20 protein-coding genes and 1 pseudogene are annotated in these 22,655 nt (G+C 47.0%); 7 read left to right on the top strand and 14 right to left on the bottom strand.

Going from position 1 to position 22,655, the window contains the following annotated elements:
• Window positions 1-137: 137 nt before the first annotated feature.
• The gene (locus FT726_RS04910) at window positions 138-1,358 is read right to left on the bottom strand and encodes an ATP-binding protein (protein ID WP_346302488.1); all 1,221 of its coding nucleotides are present in this window, start codon (window positions 1,356-1,358) and stop codon (window positions 138-140) included.
• Window positions 1,355-2,038, bottom strand: coding sequence for a response regulator (locus tag FT726_RS04905; protein WP_346302487.1), 684 nt, complete (start codon window positions 2,036-2,038; stop codon window positions 1,355-1,357). Before FT726_RS04905 ends, FT726_RS04910 begins: the two co-directional genes overlap by 4 nt.
• Window positions 2,039-2,137: 99 nt before the next feature.
• On the opposite strand from FT726_RS04905, the gene FT726_RS04900 reads away from it, so the two are divergent.
• Window positions 2,138-2,923: a MipA/OmpV family protein gene (locus FT726_RS04900; protein ID WP_346302486.1), complete on the top strand. Its 786-nt coding sequence runs from the start codon at window positions 2,138-2,140 to the stop codon at window positions 2,921-2,923.
• A gap of 2,770 nt (window positions 2,924-5,693) precedes the next feature.
• On the opposite strand, the gene FT726_RS04895 is transcribed toward FT726_RS04900, so the two are convergent.
• On the bottom strand, window positions 5,694-5,798 hold the full coding sequence (locus FT726_RS04895) for an integrase core domain-containing protein (RefSeq protein ID WP_407075050.1): 105 nt from the start codon (window positions 5,796-5,798) through the stop codon (window positions 5,694-5,696).
• 1,305 nt (window positions 5,799-7,103) lie between these two features.
• On the opposite strand from FT726_RS04895, the gene ycgZ reads away from it, so the two are divergent.
• The 3 genes from ycgZ to FT726_RS04880 all read left to right on the top strand — a co-directional run bounded on the left by ycgZ (window position 7,104) and on the right by FT726_RS04880 (window position 8,480).
• Window positions 7,104-7,343, top strand: a complete 240-nt coding sequence (ycgZ, locus tag FT726_RS04890) for a regulatory protein YcgZ (protein ID WP_346302485.1) — start codon at window positions 7,104-7,106, stop codon at window positions 7,341-7,343.
• Between the two features lie 70 nt (window positions 7,344-7,413).
• The gene (locus tag FT726_RS04885; protein ID WP_346302484.1) at window positions 7,414-7,674 is read left to right on the top strand and encodes a biofilm development regulator YmgB/AriR family protein; all 261 of its coding nucleotides are present in this window, start codon (window positions 7,414-7,416) and stop codon (window positions 7,672-7,674) included.
• Between the two features lie 545 nt (window positions 7,675-8,219).
• Complete coding sequence (locus tag FT726_RS04880; RefSeq protein ID WP_346302483.1) at window positions 8,220-8,480, top strand: hypothetical protein; 261 nt, start codon at window positions 8,220-8,222, stop codon at window positions 8,478-8,480.
• A gap of 186 nt (window positions 8,481-8,666) precedes the next feature.
• Here FT726_RS04880 and FT726_RS04875 read toward each other — a convergent pair.
• Window positions 8,667-9,304 (bottom strand): annotated as a pseudogene (locus FT726_RS04875) (class I SAM-dependent methyltransferase).
• Between the two features lie 386 nt (window positions 9,305-9,690).
• On the opposite strand from FT726_RS04875, the gene FT726_RS04870 reads away from it, so the two are divergent.
• Entirely contained in the window at window positions 9,691-10,206 is a 516-nt protein-coding gene (locus FT726_RS04870; protein ID WP_346302482.1) for a GNAT family N-acetyltransferase, read from the top strand.
• Between the two features lie 87 nt (window positions 10,207-10,293).
• Window positions 10,294-10,929 (top strand): DUF2268 domain-containing putative Zn-dependent protease, encoded by a 636-nt coding sequence (locus FT726_RS04865; RefSeq protein ID WP_346302481.1) that lies wholly within the window; start codon window positions 10,294-10,296, stop codon window positions 10,927-10,929.
• Between the two features lie 142 nt (window positions 10,930-11,071).
• On the opposite strand, the gene FT726_RS04860 is transcribed toward FT726_RS04865, so the two are convergent.
• The 4 genes from FT726_RS04860 to FT726_RS04845 all read right to left on the bottom strand — a co-directional run bounded on the left by FT726_RS04860 (window position 11,072) and on the right by FT726_RS04845 (window position 13,855).
• The gene (locus tag FT726_RS04860) at window positions 11,072-11,971 is read right to left on the bottom strand and encodes a hypothetical protein (RefSeq protein ID WP_346302480.1); all 900 of its coding nucleotides are present in this window, start codon (window positions 11,969-11,971) and stop codon (window positions 11,072-11,074) included.
• A 446-nt stretch (window positions 11,972-12,417) separates the two neighbouring features.
• On the bottom strand, window positions 12,418-13,020 hold the full coding sequence (locus tag FT726_RS04855) for a DUF2913 family protein (RefSeq protein WP_346302479.1): 603 nt from the start codon (window positions 13,018-13,020) through the stop codon (window positions 12,418-12,420).
• 170 nt (window positions 13,021-13,190) lie between these two features.
• Window positions 13,191-13,433, bottom strand: coding sequence for a hypothetical protein (locus FT726_RS04850; protein ID WP_346302478.1), 243 nt, complete (start codon window positions 13,431-13,433; stop codon window positions 13,191-13,193).
• Between the two features lie 56 nt (window positions 13,434-13,489).
• Complete coding sequence (locus FT726_RS04845) at window positions 13,490-13,855, bottom strand: hypothetical protein (protein ID WP_346302477.1); 366 nt, start codon at window positions 13,853-13,855, stop codon at window positions 13,490-13,492.
• Window positions 13,856-14,330: 475 nt separating this feature from the next.
• On the opposite strand from FT726_RS04845, the gene FT726_RS04840 reads away from it, so the two are divergent.
• Window positions 14,331-15,764 carry a DNA cytosine methyltransferase gene (locus FT726_RS04840; RefSeq protein ID WP_346302476.1) on the top strand — a complete coding sequence of 478 codons (1,434 nt, stop codon included), beginning with the start codon at window positions 14,331-14,333 and terminating at the stop codon, window positions 15,762-15,764.
• A 29-nt stretch (window positions 15,765-15,793) separates the two neighbouring features.
• On the opposite strand, the gene FT726_RS04835 is transcribed toward FT726_RS04840, so the two are convergent.
• The 6 genes from FT726_RS04835 to FT726_RS04815 form a co-directional block, all read right to left on the bottom strand.
• Window positions 15,794-17,002: a type II restriction endonuclease gene (locus tag FT726_RS04835; protein WP_346302475.1), complete on the bottom strand. Its 1,209-nt coding sequence runs from the start codon at window positions 17,000-17,002 to the stop codon at window positions 15,794-15,796.
• Between the two features lie 202 nt (window positions 17,003-17,204).
• Window positions 17,205-19,496 carry an AAA family ATPase gene (locus tag FT726_RS04830; RefSeq protein WP_346302474.1) on the bottom strand — a complete coding sequence of 764 codons (2,292 nt, stop codon included), beginning with the start codon at window positions 19,494-19,496 and terminating at the stop codon, window positions 17,205-17,207.
• Window positions 19,497-20,569: 1,073 nt separating this feature from the next.
• Window positions 20,570-21,436, bottom strand: a complete 867-nt coding sequence (gene repA / locus FT726_RS04825; protein ID WP_346302473.1) for a plasmid replication initiator RepA — start codon at window positions 21,434-21,436, stop codon at window positions 20,570-20,572.
• Window positions 21,429-21,500 carry a RepA leader peptide Tap gene (gene tap, locus FT726_RS27620; protein ID WP_407075049.1) on the bottom strand — a complete coding sequence of 24 codons (72 nt, stop codon included), beginning with the start codon at window positions 21,498-21,500 and terminating at the stop codon, window positions 21,429-21,431. The genes repA (FT726_RS04825) and tap overlap by 8 nt, the downstream gene beginning before the upstream one ends.
• A gap of 214 nt (window positions 21,501-21,714) precedes the next feature.
• Window positions 21,715-21,984 (bottom strand): replication regulatory protein RepA, encoded by a 270-nt coding sequence (repA, locus tag FT726_RS04820; protein WP_346302472.1) that lies wholly within the window; start codon window positions 21,982-21,984, stop codon window positions 21,715-21,717.
• Between the two features lie 128 nt (window positions 21,985-22,112).
• Window positions 22,113-22,640, bottom strand: a complete 528-nt coding sequence (locus FT726_RS04815; protein WP_346302471.1) for a phospholipase D family protein — start codon at window positions 22,638-22,640, stop codon at window positions 22,113-22,115.
• Between the last annotated feature and the right edge of the window lie 15 nt (window positions 22,641-22,655).

Here is a 22,655-nt window from a genome sequence, read left to right as displayed (position 1 = left end):
TCTATGACATAAATCATGATTCTGAGTACGTCAGTAAGTTCACTGTAATGCATGCATGCTCTCCCCCTGCTACATGCATTACAGAATAAGTTAATCCAGATACGGTTTAGAAAGTATCAAGATTCGGGTGATAAGCACTATATGCCTTCCGGTGGAATGGCCGGAAGCGTCACGACAAATGTCAATCCGTCATACTGGTTTCGGCGCGCGTTCAGTTCTCCACCATGCGCCTGACATATCGCGGCTGCGATGGAAAGGCCAAGACCCGACCCTCCGGAATGACGGGCGCGTGAAGCATCAGCACGGGAGAAGCGGTCAAAAATAGTCTGCATAAATTCATCACTCACGCCTGGCCCGCGGTCGCTGCAGGTAATGGTCAGTTGGCCGCCTTTTAGATAATATTCGATTTCAATCGTTTTCCCGTCGGCAGCGTACCTTATTGCGTTATCCAGCAGGATTAATATCACCTGCCCCAGTCGGAAAGGATCGGCGTGGCACTGCGCTACTGACTGACTGAGTAAAGTGACATCCACGCCGCTTTCAATGAGTCGAGGTCTGGCCCATGCGATTTTTTCACGTATCAGCTCAATGACGTTACATGCTGTTTTGTTCAGATGCAGCTGGCCTGCATCGGCCAGCGACAGCAGATGCAGGTCATCAACCAGACGGTTCAGATTTTGCAATTGTTGCATCACCATATTCAGCTGCGAGGGTGAAGGTTCAAACACGCCATCCAGCATACCCTGCAGCCTGCCAATTGATGCTGTCAGCGGTGAACGGAGTTCGTGAGCCAGCGCAACACTCGACGCTTTGAGTTCTTTTTCATAGCGGGATAGCTGACCGGACATTGCATTAATATCCTCGGAAAGTCGCTTCAGCTCATCCGGAAGTTCTGCCGGAACAGCCGTGCTGACACCAAAATTGCCTCTGGTAACCGCACGAGCTACGGAAGCCAGCCGGCTGATATGAACTGAAACAGGCCGAACGGAGCGCAGCATGATGAAAAGCAGAACCGGAGCGGCAACTAATACAAGTGCAAACAGCAATAGCCAGTCTGACGATGCAATGGAGGGATCGGAATAATCGATGCCATACCATCTATCAATAATCTCATGGTACCGGCCAGGATCATTTTCAGGATTTTTTCGTAAATGCGAAAGTTCCGTTCGTACAGCAGCTGGCATCTCATAACTGACCAAGAGGTTAGTTATGAAATAACGTAACCACATGCAAAACGCAATAACAACAATGCAACCTAACACCAGCGAAAAGAGTCGCCTGTAAATCCAGTTCCGTAGCGAATTCCTTTTTTTCGGCTCAGCCTCATCTCTGGCCTGATTTTCCCTGAGTTGTTTCATACCGCAGTCATCCGGTAGCCAATCCCACGGACATTGATCAGCACATTGGACTGACCCGCCGCTTCCAGCTTTTTTCTAAGGTTATAAATATGGGTATCAACAACGCGTTCAAGTGCATTACTGTCTGGAAGGCACGCCTCAAGCAGGGCTTGCCGGGTAAAAGCTTTTTGAGGGGACGTCATAAAGGTTATCAGGAGCGACAGTTCGGTCGCAGTCAGATCCAGTGCCGTCATTCCTTCAGGGCCATCGATACTGGCCTGCATTGCCTCCAGGTCTGCAAAAATCTTATCGTGTCGTAGCGTCTTAGCCGCAGATGTTGAACTGGAACGGCGCAGCACGGCCTGTACCCTCGCCACTACTTCTCCCGGGTTATAGGGTTTAACTACATAGTCATCGGCACCGTAACGAAGCGCACTGATTTTATCCGGACCATCGCCGATAGCGGTTACCATAATAACCGGCACATCGGAGCGCCGGCGCAGGGTGAGGAGTATGTCAGTCCCACTCATCCCCGGCAGCATGACGTCCAGCAAAATCAAATCCGGCTTTTCGCTTGTAGCCAGCTCCAGTCCCTTATGCCCGTCATGTGCCATCACGGTCTGAAAATGATCTCTTTTCAGATACGCTTCCAGCACGTTTGCGGCATCCAGGTCGTCTTCTACGATCAATATTTTTTTCATTTAGTGCCTTGATGAAATCTTGATTATTACTGGACTGTTAATTGATTTAAGAAGGGCATAATCGCCTTTCATTTTAGGATATTACAGAAAATATTAACCATGAAGAAACATAATAAGTTCATTTCAGCCATGATTATCTTTCCGTCCGCGGTGATGTCTTTCAGCGTGCTTGCTGATAGTACCCCAACCACTGATGTTACTCTCGGGGTTGGCGTTCAGGAAATGGCAAAGTACAGCGGTTCGGATGAAGATACTTATAGTGTACTCCCTTACCTGAAAATCCAGCACGGCAACTTTTTCCTGGACTCAGATAAGGGCATTGGTTACCAGTATGCATGGGAAAACGGCCTTTATGCCGGAGAAACTCTGGGCTATTATTCTGGCAGAAAAGACGCTGATGCCGACTGGCGGGACGGCTCAGATAAGCTTAAAGGGATGGGGAAGATAAAGGCGGCCATTAATTCCACGTCGACCCTTGGCTGGCAGATTAATCCATACCTGGCGCTTGAAGGTAACGTCATTGCCCCTCTTACTGACAGCCAGGGCATGCAATATAATGCAGGACTGAAATTTAAAATTCTTGAGACATCGTCGGATACACTTGAATTCTCCTCAAAAGCAAATTTTGGTGATGCCAGATATTTAAATACTTTTTATGGTGTTAATAATGAACAGAGTGTCAACTCTGGCTACAGTACATACAGAACTGGTAGTGGTTTATACAGTTATGATGCTGAGCTAACCTGGACGCATGCGTTCAGTGATAACTGGTGGAGCTATGCTGACGTGACGTATACTCAACTGACTTCAAAAGCTAAAAAAAGTCCCATTGTAAAGCGTGCTGATAATACCAGTGTAACCGTTGGCTTATTCTACTCGTTCTAATATCTATACCCGTGGCTGGAAAGGTTAACCGGCCACTGAGTATTCTTATAAAGTATATCGGATTCATAGAAATCCTTCTTACGGACATATGCGGCGTTTATCATGGTCCATTCAATTCGGATGATAAATCTATTACCCTTAATCCAAGGTCACGGATATTATTTCGTGGGGCATAAGGGTTAGAAAGCAGGTGCTTGATAGGTGCGCTGTTAAACGTAAACAAATCACACCAGGTTTAAAATTAAATTATACATAAGCTGAATGCTTAAGTTAACGTAAGGTGTTCTATCACAATAGTATAAATCGGCATGTCTGATATTTGGCAAACAAATTAATCATAATATTTTGTTACACCAATTATAGCCTTATATACAGTTTGCTAAAACGGTTAATGGAATGATACTGACATTAATATTTGAGGATCGGTACCGACTTCAGGCTGGAGGCAACGATAAAGCGCTTGAGCAGTGCAGCTAATGGGGTGGGTGGCGGATCTCTTAAAACATGCGTTGAATTGTATCCTGAGAATCCCTCATTAGTAATCGATTAACAAAATGACCCGGCCGCCAGCGTATCAAAAGCCACCTTAGTTGAAATAGACATACAGTTGTGTATTATAAAAGATTCATCATGAGTGAAGATTTGATTATCAGTGAAGACACAGCATTGAGAGCTACGGTTATTCAGCATAGAAAAATGAATTTATCGCTGTCAATTTGATTTAAATTAAGTTCCGATGATTATTCCAACATAACAAGATTTCGACGTAGCGGTTTTACATTGCACTCATGCGCGTAATGTAGTTCGGGGAGCATACAAATAGATGTACGCATACTTGTAGAACAAGCCGTCCCACGATGATTTTTTAGCTTTTCTCGTACCATTCGGTTAAAAGACTACAAAAACGTAGGTCTGCTTCATAGCGGCTGTGAGTCCGGATAATGCGTTAGCTGAGATGGTTAAACAAACATTGATATAGAGGTCGAAAATACTAATGATTTACGAATATTATTATGTTTGCAATAATTCATTTATAGGAAAAGTAGTACATCATAAAGATTGCATCTATTTCCGAAATGATCAAAAAAAATTTCTTGGATCGTTCCCTGATTATACACACGCCGTGGCTACAGCCAAGAAGATTTTCCCTGAAATAGAGCAGTGCCAGGCCTGCTTGAAAATGCTTCATAAATCAGACACTTCAATCAAGCCGGAATCCACGGAGAAAATTCTGATTTCGGGTAGTAAAACAAAGGCTGGTCGGCTGAAAAAAAAGCCAAAAAATCCAGTTTCTGATTCAAAAGAGAAAGCTTCTGTTCATATTAACCTTGTCCCGCGAAAGCACACATAGTGACGTTTTTACTCTCTTGTGACTAACGTTCGGTACAACAACGTTGGTATTAATAGTTAAAGAGATTGATGTTATTGGAATTTAAATACGGATATCAACTTATCCAGCATTAATATCTTTTTCCGAGCAAACAATAATATCGACTTCATATCCCGACTGAATTCTTTCAATTTTCATAAAGCTAAGTGCGGCTGCGCCACCAGTAGTCATTATATCAAGTGTGTTTTCTTCTTTTATTTAATAAGGAAATCACCATCTCCATGAGGATATAAGGTGAAAACGGATTAAAAGTTCAGGTAATTTACGGGGTTGAACATCGCTGCATCTGTACCTAACTCCACACCGTTGGTAATCTATAATTCAGCTAAAGAACTTTTTCAGGCACCTAAAATATTACTAAACGGTTAGATAGAAAGTGTATAATTTACAGTTTTAAAAAAATGGCAATTAGTTTCATCAAGACAATAAGCATGATATGAAAATAATGTCGCTTTCGATAAAGCCCATTTTTTACATTCTTTATATGCTACTTGCGAATAAGCATAATTATATCACTTGACCTGATGATCGCCCTCATAAAATAAAGAGTGTATATTTACAATTTTTAACAACTTTATCAAAAACAGTAAGTAATTCATCAGTAGCAGACAATTCATATGTTGTAGCAGGCATCGATATTACTAATTCATTCTGATAATTTTTTTCAACTTATAAATGCTCACTTGATATTGTATCTAAACTGCCTGAGCTTCTTCTCTTCATAAGTTTTGAGGGTTATGTTTCAGGTTTCTAAGAATGTCATCAATACCATAAACCTGCAGGGCATTAGCTGCCTTGGAGGAAATTTTTTCTTCAAATGACACATTCTGTTAGACACCATTTCTGATGAGTTCATCGACTGATTTACCACTTATGCTGATGAAATAGTTGATACCAGACCGAATATAAATATTAGTTTTTAAGCTCGTAGTTTTCCTGTTATGTATAAGTTAAATCACTAAAAACGCGATATTTTGATAGTTGATTGCTCTTAAGTTGGGCATCAAATAGATTCTTTAATTAAGAAGATATATAGCATCATTTTGATTTGATTGTTTCCATGATTATAGCAACTAATGAAAACATCATTAACAACAAAAAACAGCACAACCAATTTATTTATAATTTAAGACCATACTACCTGACCTTAAGAAGTTTTAACGCATGCTTTCTCTACTGAAAGATTGTTTAATTCACATTTCATATAGATATTTTAAGTCAGCTTACAACCAAACTGACAGAACCATTGCAGATTTTAACATTCCGATTGACCTGCTCCCCTTTGATTAATACACCGCGATGTTAGTAATGTCTTCATATTGACCCTGACCCCGAATAAGATCCAGTCATAATCAGGAATAACCGGCTTCAGGTTGGTTGCTAATTCTGACAACCGGCAGATTTTTCGGCGAATTCGGATGGGGTCATCCAGCCCAGCGCCGAATGAGGGCGACTCTGGCTATAATGTATGCGCCAGGCCTCGATTTTGCATCGCGCTTAAGTATAATGTCCAGCTCCGTCAGGAGGGCATCAACGGATGTTTCCTCTTCACGCACGGCAAGAATGACTGCTGCTTCACCAATAACTGCGTGACCGGGAATGTCTTCGCTGTACAACACGTTTACACCTCGCTTAGGAAATGAATGAGAATAATTTTAACCACATCGTTATTATAGCAAATGGCGGAGCGGAATTGTTATGAGATGCATAGTTACGGCTATGGATTAATAAGGATAAATAAATTGAATCTTTTAATTTTATTATAAGTTTCTGATATATCGATGTTGAGTCTTCCATCCTGAAATAATATCTCTCATTCTGACCTGCACCCGGGTCAGAGCAGGTAACTCGTACTGGCAGAAGCACGGTGCATGCGCTGCGCATCCGATTCCGGAGGGGCGCGTCCGCCTTCAGACTACGTTACCCTGTTCAGGTTCTTTAAGCCCTGGAGCTGACCGGAAAGTTTTTTTACAATGAGTTTTCTGCAAACAATTTTAACATGCACTCTACACCTACCCTTATTTTTTGCTCAACCTGAATAATGTCCGAAGCCCTAAAATGCAGCCACTTCCACTCTGGCGCTCTACTTAAACATAAATATGCTTGATTTAAGCGGTGCTGGCCGGACCTGACACCCTGAATATCAGACGCTGGCTGTCATCTGATATTCAGTTAATCAGCAGAGTTGAGACGCAAGAAATATATGTTCTCTGGCTTTATAGAGGATGCTCCTGAATTTCAATGCGAATGACTGTTAAAGGTTCTCCGCGACTTCCCGTGGCGTAATGCCGTTCTGCCGAACGGATAGACGGGCTGCGGACTTCCAGCATGTCCGCAACTTCACGGAGCTTTTCTGCCAGGCAGGCAGGTGAAGCGGGAAGATAGGTCGGGGGCAGGGCTCTGGCCATAAGTAGCAACTCGCAGTTATCGGTTATGTACATTCTGTTTTCGGCCGACGTCTGGATTTCTTAAGAGCCTCATACTTCAGATGATGACGTTGTCAGAGTTCGCTTGCGAATGCATGCCAGCACTTTTGTAACATGTCCGAACGATGAGCATTACTGTCAGGCCGGGTCTGAACTGGCTGACAGGGAATAGTGAGACAGAGAGCACAAAAATGGACACAAATCCGTAAGATAAAAATAAATATAAAACAATGCATTAACAGAAACCACTCGGTAAACTCAAATCCCAGTAAGTTGTACATAAAAATTAAACCTGTACAAGTATGAGCTTCCGCTATAGCTTTACTTAACAAACAGGTTAAATTTAATGCAGACGAGGTAGTCGATGCGCAATAACACAGCCGGAAATCCAGAAGCAGTTAACAGCTCCGTAACTCGCCTTATCATGACCTCCACGCCAACACAGCAGGAAACGCTGGGTGAAATCGTCGTGGAAATTCTGAGCGCGGGAAAAACGCTGAACCGTAAATCGCTCTGCATGAGCCTGCTGGCTCGTGCTGACAGGGCGTCATCGGCTGAAGTAGAACAGCATTATCAGAAACTAATCGGGCTGCTCATGCGCTGATGCGCTGATGCGCTGATTAAGTTTTTAAGACTTATCCAGGAAGCAGGCAGCGATATATATAGGGCACACTATGCAAGAGCGCACGATACCTGGCGGACAGGAGCTGCTGAACTTATTCGGGTCAATGGACGAACGTTTTGAAGATGAAAAGAGAGTCTTCTGTGCTGCCGTCAGGGAATCACTGGCCGGATCCGGTGAGGTTTCGAGACGCGCCATTATCTTCTGCATTATCGGAGAGATGGAAACCACCACCGACCCTTTGCGACTCGACGTGCTCAGAAGCTGTCTTGAGATACTTGTAAGCATTGACTTTGAGCCGGATGCGCTCTGATTTACGTTGTTCACGCTACAGATTTTATCGACCAGGAAAATCATCTCGCATCAGTGCATTCTTTTCAGCAGTAACACTATTATTTCCCGGCTGCGCTCCCGTACCGCTGTGTCTTTTGCCGTTTCACTTAAACGATGAAGAGCACGGGTCAGCTCATCCAGGGTAAGTGATCTGCCTGACCTTATCAGTTCTTTAGCCACATTTCCTATAAGCTGATGTATTTCATCAGGTATCTTATGCCCGCCACTATCCACTCACACTCCGTATTCCGGTCTGGAAGAACTGTCACCTGCAGGCTCATCAGAATTAACGGCAGGTAGTGAGTTCTTAATAAAATCCATCTGACTTGGATTATCAGTTATGTACTCATATCGTATCAGCATGCCCTTTTTTTATCTTTACGGTTAGTGTGAATCACCCTGCCCCGGGTGCGGACTTGCCACGCTGCTGGTGACATATACAGAAATATCTACGGGTGTATCCGGTCTAAGCAACTACAGTCAGAGGTGAGGTTGTCATCAATTCGTACCAATGGAGGTTGAATCGTGTTGTTTCATGAAGACGAAGAAGGCCACGTCACTATTGGCGAGGCGGTACTGCAGCTGGGTCTTGCGGGAAAGGACATTACCGTCTTTTCTCTCCTGAACGAGCTGAATCATATGGCTGAGTATGAAATCAGCGTTTCCCGGCAGATGGACATTTCAGACGCCAGAAACTGGCTGCTGGAGTATGCCGTAAAAGGGGATGCTGAACAGTCTGTACCGCACCTGCAGGACTCTGCAGGCCCGAACGAAGAAAAGCACTAACGCCAGAGGACGTAGTCCGGCTCCGGCCGGAAGACGACGATGCAAAGATGACCTCATCGGTTGCGCGAAAGCGTTGACCGGCCGGAGAAACTGTCAGGGACGACACTCTCCACAACTTCACAATCTTTTGTTCTGTGTAATTGCCTTATTCAGCGTAAGCGTCTTAATCTAAGCATAAATCTGCAATTAGCTCACCGAACATACTAATGTTGCATGATCCAACCATGCGTTGTTATTGATTGAGGTTGCCAGTATTTTAAAATGTTCTTCCTGTATTTCATCAGCTAAAACCTGGAACGGTTTTAGTGTACGCCAGGGCTGCCCATCTCTTAGTATATGATATCTGATAGGATCATAAGCGGTAACACCCTCATAATGACCAGGGGTTCCACACATAGAACTAATCACCAATCGACCCTCGGGTTTAAGCAGTCTCCTCACTTCCCTGAAGAAGAGGGCTCGGGCTTCATCAATGAGGCAATGCAAACCACTGCCATCAATTATCAACTCAAACCTTGAGTCCTTGAACTGATGGATATGACAAACGTCACTGACGAGAAATTGTGCTGAGAGTCCGGCTTGCAGAAACCGATTTTCTGCCCATCTGATAGCGGTCTCTGATAAATCCACTCCCACACAGTATATCCTCGCTCAGCAAGATATTGTGCTGCCATTGCACCATTTCCACACCCCATTTCAAGCACGGCCGCTCCCGGCTGGGGTAAATATTGCTGTAAGTTGAGCCAATGGAAGATTTTTTCTTGCTGTTTTTTTGCCCTTTGATAGCCATTACCAGCCCATGCAACAGCTCCTTTTGCCCGCAAATGCCTGTAATGTCATTCATAGGGGTTCATAGTGAATACACCTTTTTTCAGTAACAATGCCGTGCACTTTATACGCCACTTATCAATATAATGACGTTTATAGTTATAATAAATGGTTGTAATGGGGATATAACATAGTTCGTTCTTTGCTCATAGCAGCCCCAGTGCCACGTATCCGTCCGCTCTGTGCCCGGGCTGTGTGAAACACCAGATAACATTTTGGTCTGGACGATGATTTCATACGATCAGCCTTTTTTTTTAAATCCATGTGACGGACTTACTGTTTATTAAAATTATACACATACAAATCAATACTGCGGGTAAGGGCTGCAATGGCGCAGAATCCTGACACATCTGTGACGCTTTATTAGCTAAAAGGAGTAAGCATGGAAGTAACAGTAGAACTGTGTCCGCTACATGAATGTGAAACCATGGTAAAAATTTTTACTGAGATGGAAGAACACTATTATGGTAAGGGCAACATTCAGGAACCTCAATTAAAGAATTACCTCCGCAATCGACTATTCAGTCAGCTATCCGGTACTCTGGTGATCAGGGCTCGCTGCGACGCTCATATTGTTGGGCTCGCGTGCTGCAGTATTTTATACCCTTCTCCCCGGTACAGTGGTCAGTTGCACGTTAAAGAGCTTTATATCTCCCGGAATGAGAGAGGGAAAGGCACAGGGAAATCTATGATGCGCTTTATTGCAAAACTCGCTCTGGAAAATGAGTGCCAAAGCAACAACTGGAATGCCGAGAAATCAAACGCCGGAGCAAACCGTTTTTATCATTCTTTAGGGGGGAGAATAAATGATGGCATTGTGAGTTATTATCTCCATGGTGAACTCCTGAGTAAACTGGCTTCCGAAAGTTCAGCAGAATCTGGCGGCTATACTGGTTAGGTTACCACATTGCCGATTATGCTTGCCGGGGTGGTCGAGAGTTGATTAAGATTCAGTCAATGACTTGCGCGTTATAGTGGTACAGAAATGCCTCAAATAACATTCCATTTTCTGAATGCTCATAAAAAACTCACCGTTCACCGTGAATGGCTTAAAACTAAACTGACTGATACTTACATACAAGCTGCAAGGTTGATGCCGACTCCTTCACTGGATGTCGTGGTTAAGGCCGGTAAGTATGTTATCCCTGAAAAAGGGCATGGAGGGTTTTGTCCTGAAGCGGGCGTTATCTACATAACTGTCGATCCTGAAAATCCCGCATTCTGCAAAAACGATGCGCACTCTATTGAACGTATGTTTGCTCATGAACTGCACCATGCTGCAAGGTGGACAGGACCCGGATACGGTTCAACGCTGGGCGAGGCGCTGGTCTCTGAAGGGCTTGCCGGACATTTTTCACTTGAGATTTTTGGTGGTGAACCTGAGCCCTGGGAAAACCTCAAGTCCGACACTATTAAGCACTACCGTTTAAAAATGCTTGAAAACTGGCATTGCACTGATTACGACCATAATGGCTGGTTTTTGGGAGCCGGGGATTTTCCAAGGTGGCTGGGATATACCGCAGGGTTCAACCTGATATCCAGGTATCTCGCAGCATTCCCCCATTTGAAAGCTTCAATGCTTGCAAACATAAAAGCTGAGGAGTTAAAGGCTTTTATATGAAGTGCAGATTCCTGATTTCTCTGAAGCCAGGCTTTTACTCATGAGCGAAAGCTGAATAGCCCACCTCTTGCTGTGGGTTCAAAGCTGACAGCGGCCTGCAATCCCGTCCGCTGCGTACCAATACTTTTAATCCGTGTACCACTCAATCTAACATTACAGGTAAGAACTCATATCTGAGTACACAGGCACGCCCCGCTTTTTCAGCGGTTCTTATTGAGGGACAATTTTCCGGGAGAATCGTACCTGCTATCAGACAAGCCTCCCCGCTGAAGTGGTAAAGATGGTTACGCAGTAAACGCTGTGCCCGGGAAGCCAGAGAGCGCCCACGAAACGCGGGAAGAATGACCTCTTCAGTAATGCGGTAACCTTTTAAAAAAGCGACATCCTCTTTTTCGCAAACGATTAGCCCGGCACGAACGCCTTGTTCTTGAACAATATATGCATTGCCTTGCATAATATGGCTCAGGAGGTCTTCGCTATTTATGGAGCACAGATGCCCGGTCAACACAGGAATTGTGGACAACGTATGCTGGTAGGCCTCAGCCAGAGCCTGTAGGCACCATTCAAAATCAGCGATTGCGGCGGTTTTCAAGGTAATGGCGTCATCATAATATTCTGGACCATTAAGCAGGCAGGACGCATATATAAGCTGATCTGTCACCCCCTGAAAAGTATGGTATCCAGGCGAGAGATGGCGAATGAGCAGTGGCTTTAACTCTGCCCACTCCCTGCTGACAGCTTTGAGTACGTCATCATCGATGACGGCGCTTGAAGCAACTATATCGATAAAAGGGGAACTAATATCTCCCCCTCTGTAACGCGCGCCCGTCAGAAAATATTGACTATTGATGCAGAGTTTTCGCTGTAAAAAATATGTCCGGGGCAATCCCATCTCTTTCCACGGAAATCGTTCCGCGAAGGTGTTGTCGAAGCATTTTTCTTCATGCCCCTCAATCCATTTTTCAAGCCAGCTACAAAGGGTTTGCTTTGACAAAGGTAGCTCTGCATATTTGGGAAGCATATACTCAAGCATCATATCCATCTGAAATAGTCCCCCGTGGCAATTCAGGCTCCCAGAGTGTCCTGTTTTTATTCATATAGCAAATGGAGTCTTTAGCTTTAATTAAGCCATACTGTTGATTTAAACAGGGTTGATACATACTCTGGGTAATAATGTGGTCTATATGTGACGCTTATTTTTAGGAGAGTGTCCGTGACTGAATAAGGCCCGGAAAGTATTTAAGCCCGGGGCCTCAACCCCGGAAAAACTCCCGCCATACTGGCCATCTGCAGAACAACCGGTGTACCCGCAACCAGATTTATCCCGTAGTTTGTTACTGATAACGGCTGTCCGGGTCTGTAACAGACAGTTCGCACCTTGACTGATCGACTGCAGGTGCTACTTTCTGGTCATTCGCCGGCTGTCGCGCCCCCGTGAGCTATCCGAATACAGCCATCATGGTGGTTACACAGCACGTGCGGCATATTTCACTCTCCACTAAAACCTTCCGCAAGCAAATGGTACAAGTCCGGATCTCCACTTTCGGCCTTCACGCGGCGCCAGCCTGAGCGGTTCAGCAGCGTATCCAGCGCTGTCAGTTCGCCGGTAATGCGGGCGGGAAGCGCAATGCGCTGCTGACCGTGCTCGTCGAAACCTGAATCCAGCCCGTTTCGGTTAAGGTAGATGCCTGAAACGGCCGGGCTGAGGCGCAGCTGACGGCGCCCGCTCCATTCGCTGCCTGCCAGCACCATGTAAATCCAGCCGGTCAGCTTAACTGCCTGCAGCGCGTGCTGTAGCCGGAACAGGTCATTCTGGGCCCTGAGGTTACCGTTACCGGCCCGCCAGAGATAATCGAGCTTACCGGGCAGATCCGCGCGCAGACCTTTCTCACGGCCCTCCCGCAGCAGCCAGCTGATGTCGCTGGCCAGCTCCTTCGGAAAGCGCCGCTGCTTCTCTGCCGTGGCAAGCCAGCGGGTCAGGAAGAGATTGTCCTGCGCGGGAGAATTAACCTGCCCGTCTAGGCGGGCCGTGTTCAGGGCAACAAGCCCGCACCAGGCTAGATGACTGACGTTAAGGTTACCTTTATCCATGAAATTTCCGTTAATGCAGTGCTCCCGGGAAGCGGAAGCATATCAGACACACAGTTTAAGTGACTGGAAGCCTTAACGTAAATGAAGAGTGCCCGTTAGACGGCAGGAAAGCTGGCTGGCTGAAGAACTATTACGGGGATAGATTCAGATATACCAACCAGCCGGCAAACTCACGATTCGTCATCCCCGGTGTCTGCATCCGGCTCTTCAGTCAGCTCCTCAATCGCAAAAAGCAGGGGCGGAGGGCACTGTCCTGCCTGCTCGATGCAGGTTCCGAGCAGGCGCATCAGCTCCAATGTCAGCTGAGTCCGGTTAATCTCTTCTCCGTCTCTGGCCATCAGCAGGCAGCACATTCCGGTCAGCCGACAGGCTTCATCGAAAAGATTGTCATTAAGATCAACATCGATTTTCATCTACTTCTCTCATGTTACAGGGTACTGAAGTCAGGAAAACAAAATGTGGCCGGACTTTACCCCCTGACGGGCTGAAGGATGCGGGCACAAAGCCGTCCGGCGACCTCATCGAGCTCTCTGTCAAAACTGGCGCGTTCAGCAGCGCTGAGAAAGCCCTGCTCACGCGCGTAGCGCGCGGCGTCCGCACGGATGCGGTCAGCATGATGCCAGATCATTTCCGTCTGCGATTCTGACAGTTTTCCTGCCTTGCGGGCAGTCCCGGCATCGGCCTGAATCACGTTGACACGCAGCGAAATATGCGACAACAGCGAGTCACTGTCGCTGCTACCATTATCAGCCCTTATAGCATGCTGCACGCTGATGTCGCAGGATGGCCAGAACGCAGAGGGTGAAACCGCTGCAGCTGTGTGACTCAACGCCATCAATATAACGCCTGATGCCAGATATTTCATATGTGCTCTTGTATGCTGAAATTGTGCAGACAGTGTAGTGGGGATTTAGCGATAAACCAGAAGTGGCGACGCTCTCCTCATGATGATCCGATTCTCAGGGCAGACTGACCTGGATAAAAAAATGGCTCCCGGAGGGAGCCATAAGCACAATCAGTTGCAGTATCATTCATATGTACCCTGGTGAGGCACACACTGATTATCGGCACGTTCCGCATGGACATAAGCGCAGCCGGGATAAAATCCTCATTCCCCCTGTTATCTAACTACCCCATGGTCTGAGTGATCCAATCAGGCGTCGTCTTTATAATTGATCCGCACCCTTACAGTGGAGAGCCAGCAGCTGACCATCGCTGAAATAACTTACTGTTTAAATATCCAGATAAATTAATTCCATCTGGGTCAGATGAGTGATACCTTTTCACCCATAAGACCCTATGGAGGCATTATGTCCGAATTTGAACTACTGGCGCAGGACCTGCTTGAGAAAGCGGCAGTCGAAGAAGAACTGCGGCGGGTAAATGATAAAAAGCTGATTGAGCAGGTACTGGAAATTTATGACCAGAAGTCTGTGGCTGAGCTGCTCAGAAAAGTCGGTAAGAACGAATGGAGCCGTGAAACCCTTAACCGATGGATTAATGGCAAGTGCCAGCCTAAATTACTGACATCCGCTGAGGAGGCGCTTCTGCGTAAAATGCTTCCGCCCCCTCCCGCTCACCATCCGGATTATGCATTCAGATTCGTTGATCTGTTCGCCGGTATAGGCGGCATAAGGAAGGGTTTTGAAGCCATTGGTGGCCAGTGCGTTTTTACCAGCGAATGGAATAAAGAGGCTGTACGCACCTACAAAGCCAACTGGTTTAACGACGAGCAGTCTCACACGTTTAATCTCGACATACGCGAAGTCACTCTCAGTGACAACGATGTCGTGTCCGAAACCGATGCCTATGCTCACATTGATACGCATGTGCCGGATCATGATGTCCTCCTCGCAGGTTTCCCCTGTCAGCCATTCAGCCTTGCGGGCGTAAGCAAAAAGAACTCACTGGGTCGTGCTCATGGCTTTGAATGCGAGGCTCAGGGCACGCTGTTCTTTGATGTGGCGCGTATCATCCGCGCCAAAAAACCGGCTATTTTTGTGCTGGAGAACGTCAAGAACCTGAAAAGCCATGACAAGGGAAAAACTTTTAAGGTCATAATGGAGACGCTTGACGAGCTGGGCTATGAAGTCTCGGATGCGTCAGATACAGGGAAAAGCGATCCTAAAGTTATCGACGGCCGGCACTTCCTTCCTCAGCACCGTGAACGTATCGTTCTGGTCGGTTTCCGCCGCGACCTGAACATTCATAAGGGCTTTACTCTGCGCGACATCAGCCGCCTGTATCCCGAACAAAGGCCGTCATTTGGCGAGCTGCTCGAGCCCGTTGTGGACAGCAAATACATACTGACGCCAAAACTCTGGGAATATCTTTATAACTACGCTAAAAAGCATGCGGCTAAGGGTAACGGCTTTGGCTTTGGCCTCATTAATCCTCAAAATAAAGACAGCGTTGCCCGCACGCTCTCTGCCCGCTACCACAAGGACGGTTCTGAAATACTGATAGATCGTGGCTGGGACATGACTGCTGGCGAAACTGATTTTGCAGATGAGAAAAATCAGGCGAACCGACCGCGCCGTCTTACCCCACGTGAGTGCGCGCGCCTTATGGGCTTTGAAAAACCTGAAGGCAGACCTTTCCGTATTCCTGTTTCTGATACGCAGTCATACCGGCAGTTTGGTAACTCCGTCGTGGTGCCGGTGTTTGAAGCGGTCGCAAAACTGCTTGAGCCCTACATCCTGAAAGCCGTTTCTGCCGGCGTTCAGGAAAAAAAATCTGACTGAAAATGTCGGCACTGTCTGCCGGCGGGTATCTAAGGCAGCTCTGCATAAAGCCCTGTCAGTTCAGCAATAAACGCCCCCAGGGTCAATAAATCAGCTCTCACCGCTTCCGGATATTTTTTATGGAGCGATGAGGGCACGACCAGCCTGACCCCTTCCTCCTGCATTTCTCTGTACTGCGCTTGTGAAACGCCTTCCTGCAGCGTAAACAGATGCATTTGTGGAATTCTGTCAGCTTCATTCAGTATCTGCCGCCACCGATCTTTACAGGTAGTTTTAACCGCCAGCATACGCAGATTTTCATCCGGATAATCCGCGTCGTGATAAGCCTCTGCAGAAGGAAAAAGAAAATCGGGTTTCTTATTACCTTCTGTGACGGCCTGAGTGGCGAAGTGTCGGAGGCCGTGCTCGATGAAAAGATGCTCCAGGTGAAGTTCAAGGGACTTCCCGGCTCTGGATTTCCGCCGGTTACTGACAGAATTGGCCAGTGCAATGAATTCATCTACTGAGCCAAATCCTTTCCGGATAATGTCCAGTACATGCAGCTCCTCGACCAGCAGAAAAATGTCGTACTCAATGCGCCGGCGATCAACAAGCTGCTCATCCGGGTCCCCGGAGTTCTTCACGTAATGGCCAGCTGCATACTGAATAATTTCACTACCGGACGGAAAGCGCAGATGCCACTCTTTGGGAATCACATATTTATGATTCACGGGCGCCTGCTGAAGAGACAGGCCGCCCAGAATCTGCCCGGCAGGTCCAGCGATAAGAGTGCCAGGAACAATTTCACCAATTGCAGTCTCAATGACATCTTCTTCATCGGGGCTGGCACATACCCATATATCTACAGCAGGGCTGTCCTGGCTCTCTTCACCAAGCCTGAAGGCAAGAAGCGTCAGGGCGCCGGTATTTTCAGGGTCCTGAAGCGGACTGCCTCTTCCCCAGCGGGTGATCCTTTTTTCATTTCGGGTTTTACCGAAATGGCGGCTGTTGTAATAGGTTGCACGGGCCTGGCTGTCCGGGCAGGCATGTGAAGATACATGTGCGGTGAGAAGAACGGAGGGATTCAGTTCCCGGGTGTGATTTATCGATGGGAAAAGCCTTTCTACGATAGCCGATGGGATATAAAGCCCTACCTGATGCCCGCCTGTCGCACCGGTATCATTGGCAGAAAGGCGCTTAATGTAGACAAAATAATTGCCGCCCGCGATATCAATTAGCCAGTTATGAAAAGCCGACATTTTTTTCCCTTACTTCCATAATCAAAACCAACATTTTCAACATTCAAAGAAAAATCAGTCAGTGATGGTTCAAGCCAGCAATCGACAAGTGATGTTGGCTTTGAATTTATTAGTAATAAAATAATGACGTTAGGCAAATTGTTGCCGAAGATTTGAGATACCCCTCAAACGTATTCCCAGCTCACAACGCCACGATTATGCGTTAAATATGGCCGCAATAAATCACTTTCAAAGCCCGCTTAGAGAAAGACATTAGTTCACCAGGGGTGATAGGTTCAAATGAGGCTTGGGGGTTCGTGTCATGATGATAGCGGCCGGCATAGTTGTTAATTTCATTTAGCTCAGAAACTAATGACTTAGCAAAAAATAACGGGTCGTTCGGTTGTGATTTATCGATCTGCGATACTACCTCTCCAAACAGATTTCCGGGAGGTATCTTCCCCGGAAAACGTCGATGCAGATATCCCTCAAGAAGCGGTCGGATCGCTACTGCAGTGTCGTGAAGCTGATGGTGTGTGCCATCTGCATATCCGCTTACTATGCGGTGATTTTTATAGTAGGGAGATTCACATTCTAAATCGACATCCAGTTTTGCCAAATCACTGAAATCTCCTGCAGAATGAATGATGCGCAAGGTTGAAATGTCCTGGGTATGAGTAGCTGGTATTTTCAAAAACTCATTTCGCAGTGTACGGACAAAGAACAGATCGTGCGCCAGAATAATGACCTGCATGCTACGAAGATAAATCTGTTTAATGATGGTGATGGTGTGGTTCCTGCGATGATTGTCCAGACTGCACATAGGATCATCAATCACGACCACTTTTCTCTCGAGGTCACTATCATGTTGCAACACAGAAATGAAGAAAGCGAAGGCTAGTGTCCTTTTATCACCTTCACTAAGCGAACTTCGGAAACTGGAAACATCTCCCGTTAATGAAATTTTCTCCCCTCTTAGTTCAATTGCATATTCAGATTTAGGCTCTCCGCCTCCGGCATAGTTATAATTAATTTCGGTAATGCGAAAGCTAGCACCAAACTTCATCAATAAATCATTTATAGAGGATTGATAAGTCCCGAGAGTCGCATCCATGATCGCATTCAGTTCACCTCTCCGCGTTTCTTTCAGTGCAGAGGCTGCTGCTTCAGCCGTTTTAGCAGTACCATAATCAGAGATTAAGCCCACCACCTCAGGAGATAAGCGCAGTCGCGTTGCTTCATACTGAGATAAAGTAACTCGCAGTGTTTCTTCATTCTTAGTTTCGAGTGTCTCTTTATATGCCTGAATCTCAAGGTTTGCGGCAGTTGCTGTAGTATTAAAAGCGGACAGCTCATCATTGATTGCAGAGACTGCATCAGCAATTTCTTTTTCATAATCACCTTGCAGCTTTGACAGAGGAGCATTTTTCTTGGTTTCTGCCAGACGACTCAATACTGTCTGCAGGTCCTGAACAGCCCCTGCAATTCTATCAAAATCAGGGAGCACAACGGCCAACTGGAGGCAATCTTTCCAGTTTTCTGTCACTAAACCTGCCTGTTCAATTTTGTTCTCGAGTAAAGCCAGATTGAAAACCCGCATTGCTGTCGTTATAACGTTTTCGAGGTCGGCAACCTGATTCAGTAAGCTTTTGTATGAGGTGTTAAAGCGCTCCCGGTATTGACGTATTAATTCAACGCCCTCCAGGCTTTGCGTACAAAAAGGACAATTATTTTCTTTAATAAAATCTAGACCGCTACTCGCCCAACGTTCAAAACCATCACTATTTATATAGTGAATGTGCGCACAGACTGCCTCTTCTGCCCCTGCACTTAGGCTGTCGTAATTAGCTGAAAGAGTTGAAATAAAATTTCTGAAGTCTGGCGCGTAAATAGGTAACAGGTGATACGCCGTACGGTTACGGATCGTTTCTACTCTCTTGCAGAGATCAAGTTCTGACTGGACGTCGGCAATTTTTGCATCAATATTTTCATCCTGAATCGGCTTTATGTATTTTGCTAACGTTACGCTTCCCCGGGGTATAGTCAGCTTTTCACTTGCCAGTTTGAGTGCTCTTTTGGCCTCATCTGCCTTACCGGATGCGTCATTAAAGGCTTCCCTCGCAGCGACTGCATCGCTGCCGAGCGCAAAACTCAGTAGCCGCTTTCTGTGTCCTGCGCTGATTTCACCACCTGAATAAACATTACGGTCAACAAAATCCAGGTCGAAAACATGCACGTCTGAGAACTTACCAGTCCATACATCATTCTCAAATTTTGCTCGGTTCCCCCGAGTGAACAGCAAATTGATATGCTGTGGGATTGTTGCCCCGATTGTTTTCCTGTGCCTAACAATTTCTGCATTTGATTCTGTGTAAGAACGCATAATAGACGCCAGCGTCGATTTTCCACGACCATTGTCAGCGTAGATAAACGTAATTTTCTTAAGAGGCATAGATGCCGCTCTTATATCTCGGAATAGGCCTACACTGGTAATTTGTTCTATTCTTTCAAGCATTTAAATTCCTTTTTTGTGCATTTTAGAGGTGGAAGAATGAGGCTGATAACTGGAATAAGACTTAGTTACAAGTGAACAAATCTTAAAGTTATTATTTATCGAATTTATAACATTTGCTTACATGATAAATAAAGTCAGATCATTAAAAAGAATGATTTGGTCAGGTTATATCAAAGCGAATGTGCAGCGCGCAGCCTGCCCCTGAATGCCGCATCAGCGGCATGGAGGCGCCAGAAAAGGTTAAGGATGGCTCTGACGCCCCATGGCGCCGTCAGCCCGGCAGAGCCGGTTACAGGCTTAAATATGGCAAAAGCCCAACCACCCCCTGACTGACGCCGTTTAAGCAGCGGCCTTTCAGGCGCGAATAAGTCAGACGGTCTGAGACGAAAGAAAGTGACCGCAGGCCTCATACCTTTCAGCCATGTCAAATGCATAGTTACAGCATCCATCTAAAAGCGACACTGTTCCGGCCCTCCGGGCCGGGGCGGCGCCGCTTTTCAGGTGGATTTCGCACTAGGTGACACCGGCGAAGCCGGCTCTGATTAGGTTGTTGTAACTACTGCCCGCCGCAGGCGGGAGCAACCTTTGCCGCTTGCGGCATTTCCGAACCGGCGCGGACTTTAGTCCGCTGCAAGGGCGTTCACTTTTACTGTCCACAGGGCAGTGGCGAATAGGTTTTATATTTAGATGTAAGTAATAACGGGTTTTTAAAAGAAAGGAGATCGGGTTTTTAAAAGGATCATCGCGGTTAATTAAAAGTTCGGGTAGCGGTTAAAAACTGTGTCGGTCAGAAGTTATGAGACTTAGTCTCTCGCAGTTAATGTGGATAACTGTAAACACCGAAACTTATCTGGGCTGACCTTTGAATTTTGTGAGATAAATCACGCTAGCAGAAGCCTTGTCACTTCCTCAAAAAACCTGATGAGCAGAATCAGCTGACTACAGACGTTACTAAGCCTCCGGAGCATGCCGGATGAATGAAAAAAGGGTCTTAAATAGGGCAGAATTTATGCTTCGCGCAGGGTTAGACCGGCGCATTAGCGCCTCGGGGTCAGATCGTTGATTCAGCCTTGTCAGGTCGTGATCAGCAGGTCATCATCCAGTCGTGTATATCGTCCGCGCGAAAGCTTCATACGCTCAGTAACGCGCCGCTCAATCTCAGCACGCACCGCATCGAGCCCGCCAAAGAAGCGGCCTTTAACAATCTCTTTGTTCAGCTGAGTACGTACAAGGGCCTCAATATCCTTACGCGTGCGCGGGGCATCCTTACGCGCACGGTGACGCTTGATGCCATGCTCGCGGCGTGATTTCTGGTATTCCCGGAAACGTTCGCGCACGAAGGCCCATGCTGCGCTGATGAGTTCGCCGGCGTCTGCACGCGGCAGGCCTTTCTTCTCACGCTGACGATTTTCCCACTCAATGCGACTCCGACGCGCGGCCGCAACAGCCTCTTCTGAGACGTCCAGCATCTGCCACATCAGCGGCGTAAACGTGATGTCGGTCGGGATATTACAGCCGATTTCTTTATCGTACTCGGTGTTGTAGGTGATGAGCTTAAGCTGCTCAAGCGTACGGCATGCGCCCGTAAAGCGCGTAATCGACAGCCGTTTTTTCTCGGTGGCGAGTCCACACCGGACACTCATGGTCGTCAGTGAAGACCCGACACGATTGGCCAGAGGATTAAAATACCAGCACATTGCCTGAAGAGAAGCTTCAAGTGCACGGATGCGGAGCACAGGAGGCCTGCGCCTGCGCTCTCCACGTGCGATAGACATGGCAATCAGGGTCTGAAACTCCACGCGCTGTGTGAAGCCGACGGCCTTCTGGCGGATTTTTTCGCAGAACGGCAGCGTTTTCTTTCCCTTTACCGGGACAAACTCCGGGTAAGGATTTTTTACCTGCCGGTAAAATGATGTGTTTTCAGATATCTGTTCAGTCACGCCATCCTGCGCTTACGTTGCACAGAAGGAGTGAGCACAGAAGGTATTGCAGTTTTCTGGGCATGTAACTATACTCCCCGCATAGAGCAACAGCTTCTATGCAGAATATGTGAGCCCCGTTAATCTTCCAGGTCGCCAAACTCAGAGATTATCGGGGTTTTCTTTTTTCTGGCCTTCAGTAATCCGTCAGCACCAGTCTCTTGCCACCTTGCGGCGTGGCCCACCAAAATTCGTTACGGTCTGCAATTTAACACTCACGCTCATGGCTGGCAATGATGTCATTCAATAACCTTGAAATTCGGGTCCGCTTCTTTGCCTAATTCCTGCTCGATAAGTGATTCAACCATTTCGGCCTGAGTCATGCCCCGCTCCGCACATAGCTGATCCAGTCCCTCTTTATGAGCGTTATGAATAAACACGTTGAGTGACTTATGCGTTTCGCGTTTGCGTGCGGTAAATTCCCGCTGCTTTTCCGCGCCGGACAGGGAAATACCTTTCCGGTAGAGCCTTTTCGAGGTTGAAGATCCCGCGTTGTCTGCTCGTGACATCTCTGCTCCCCCACAAAAATTCAGACAGAATTTTGTGGAGCATACTACAGTTCCCTGGAATCAGCGACTTAACTTTATTTCAGGCCCTCCGCGTTGGCGCGCGTGCAGGCCTGACTTTAAGAAAAGGATCAGTATGGAAGCGTGTAATCTGTGCCTTCTGACCACCTGGCATTCCAGTGCTGCAGATACTGACTGGCGACTTCCGGGGCGCTGCTGATGACCATCGCGTTTTCACTGTTCATGTGCGCAGCGGCCTGGGTGTAATTGAAGCTGCCGGTTTCGACCGTCTGACGGTCCGCCACAATGAACTTGTCATGCAGTGCCGCGAACCGGCCGTTCAGCCGGACAGGAATGTCGCCGCCCGCGAGAAGACCGATGGCCGTCTGGCTTTTACGGTTCTGATTTGCCCTTTCATCCAGCACGACGAGAACGTCCACGCCGCGCGCTTTAGCCCTGATAAGCGATCGGGCCACCTCAGGTGACGTGAAGCTGTAACCGGCCAGCCGGATTTCTGCACGGGCACTGTCAATGACGCTGAGCACCAGCGTTTCAGCGCCGCCGTCCGGTGAGAAGGCGACCCTGACTTCAGGCGCTTCTGCCCGGACAGCCGGACAAAGCAGGATGAGGCCGCTCATAAGCAGCAGGATTTTTTTCATGGGGTTTACCTCAGA

Origin of the sequence: Pantoea sp. Morm (genome assembly GCF_016643525.1) — a bacterium.
Lineage (GTDB): Bacteria > Pseudomonadota > Gammaproteobacteria > Enterobacterales > Enterobacteriaceae > Pantoea > Pantoea dispersa.
Note: the sequence above shows the minus strand (reverse complement) of the source record. Positions and strands in the feature narration are given on the sequence as shown.

Coding starts and splice junctions, on each gene's coding strand:
- FT726_RS04905 (WP_346302487.1), bottom strand. CDS start 2,038: ATGAAAAAAATATTGATCGTAGAAGACGACCTGGATGCCGCAAACGTG.
- FT726_RS04865 (WP_346302481.1), top strand. CDS start 10,294: ATGCCTCAAATAACATTCCATTTTCTGAATGCTCATAAAAAACTCACC.
- ycgZ (WP_346302485.1), top strand. CDS start 7,104: ATGCGCAATAACACAGCCGGAAATCCAGAAGCAGTTAACAGCTCCGTA.
- FT726_RS04850 (WP_346302478.1), bottom strand. CDS start 13,433: ATGAAAATCGATGTTGATCTTAATGACAATCTTTTCGATGAAGCCTGT.
- FT726_RS04910 (WP_346302488.1), bottom strand. CDS start 1,358: ATGAAACAACTCAGGGAAAATCAGGCCAGAGATGAGGCTGAGCCGAAA.
- FT726_RS04860 (WP_346302480.1), bottom strand. CDS start 11,971: ATGGATATGATGCTTGAGTATATGCTTCCCAAATATGCAGAGCTACCT.
- FT726_RS04840 (WP_346302476.1), top strand. CDS start 14,331: ATGTCCGAATTTGAACTACTGGCGCAGGACCTGCTTGAGAAAGCGGCA.
- FT726_RS04900 (WP_346302486.1), top strand. CDS start 2,138: ATGAAGAAACATAATAAGTTCATTTCAGCCATGATTATCTTTCCGTCC.
- FT726_RS04855 (WP_346302479.1), bottom strand. CDS start 13,020: ATGGATAAAGGTAACCTTAACGTCAGTCATCTAGCCTGGTGCGGGCTT.
- FT726_RS04815 (WP_346302471.1), bottom strand. CDS start 22,640: ATGAAAAAAATCCTGCTGCTTATGAGCGGCCTCATCCTGCTTTGTCCG.
- FT726_RS04870 (WP_346302482.1), top strand. CDS start 9,691: ATGGAAGTAACAGTAGAACTGTGTCCGCTACATGAATGTGAAACCATG.
- FT726_RS04835 (WP_346302475.1), bottom strand. CDS start 17,002: ATGTCGGCTTTTCATAACTGGCTAATTGATATCGCGGGCGGCAATTAT.
- FT726_RS04830 (WP_346302474.1), bottom strand. CDS start 19,496: ATGCTTGAAAGAATAGAACAAATTACCAGTGTAGGCCTATTCCGAGAT.
- FT726_RS04885 (WP_346302484.1), top strand. CDS start 7,414: ATGCAAGAGCGCACGATACCTGGCGGACAGGAGCTGCTGAACTTATTC.
- FT726_RS04845 (WP_346302477.1), bottom strand. CDS start 13,855: ATGGCGTTGAGTCACACAGCTGCAGCGGTTTCACCCTCTGCGTTCTGG.
- repA (WP_346302472.1), bottom strand. CDS start 21,984: ATGTCACGAGCAGACAACGCGGGATCTTCAACCTCGAAAAGGCTCTAC.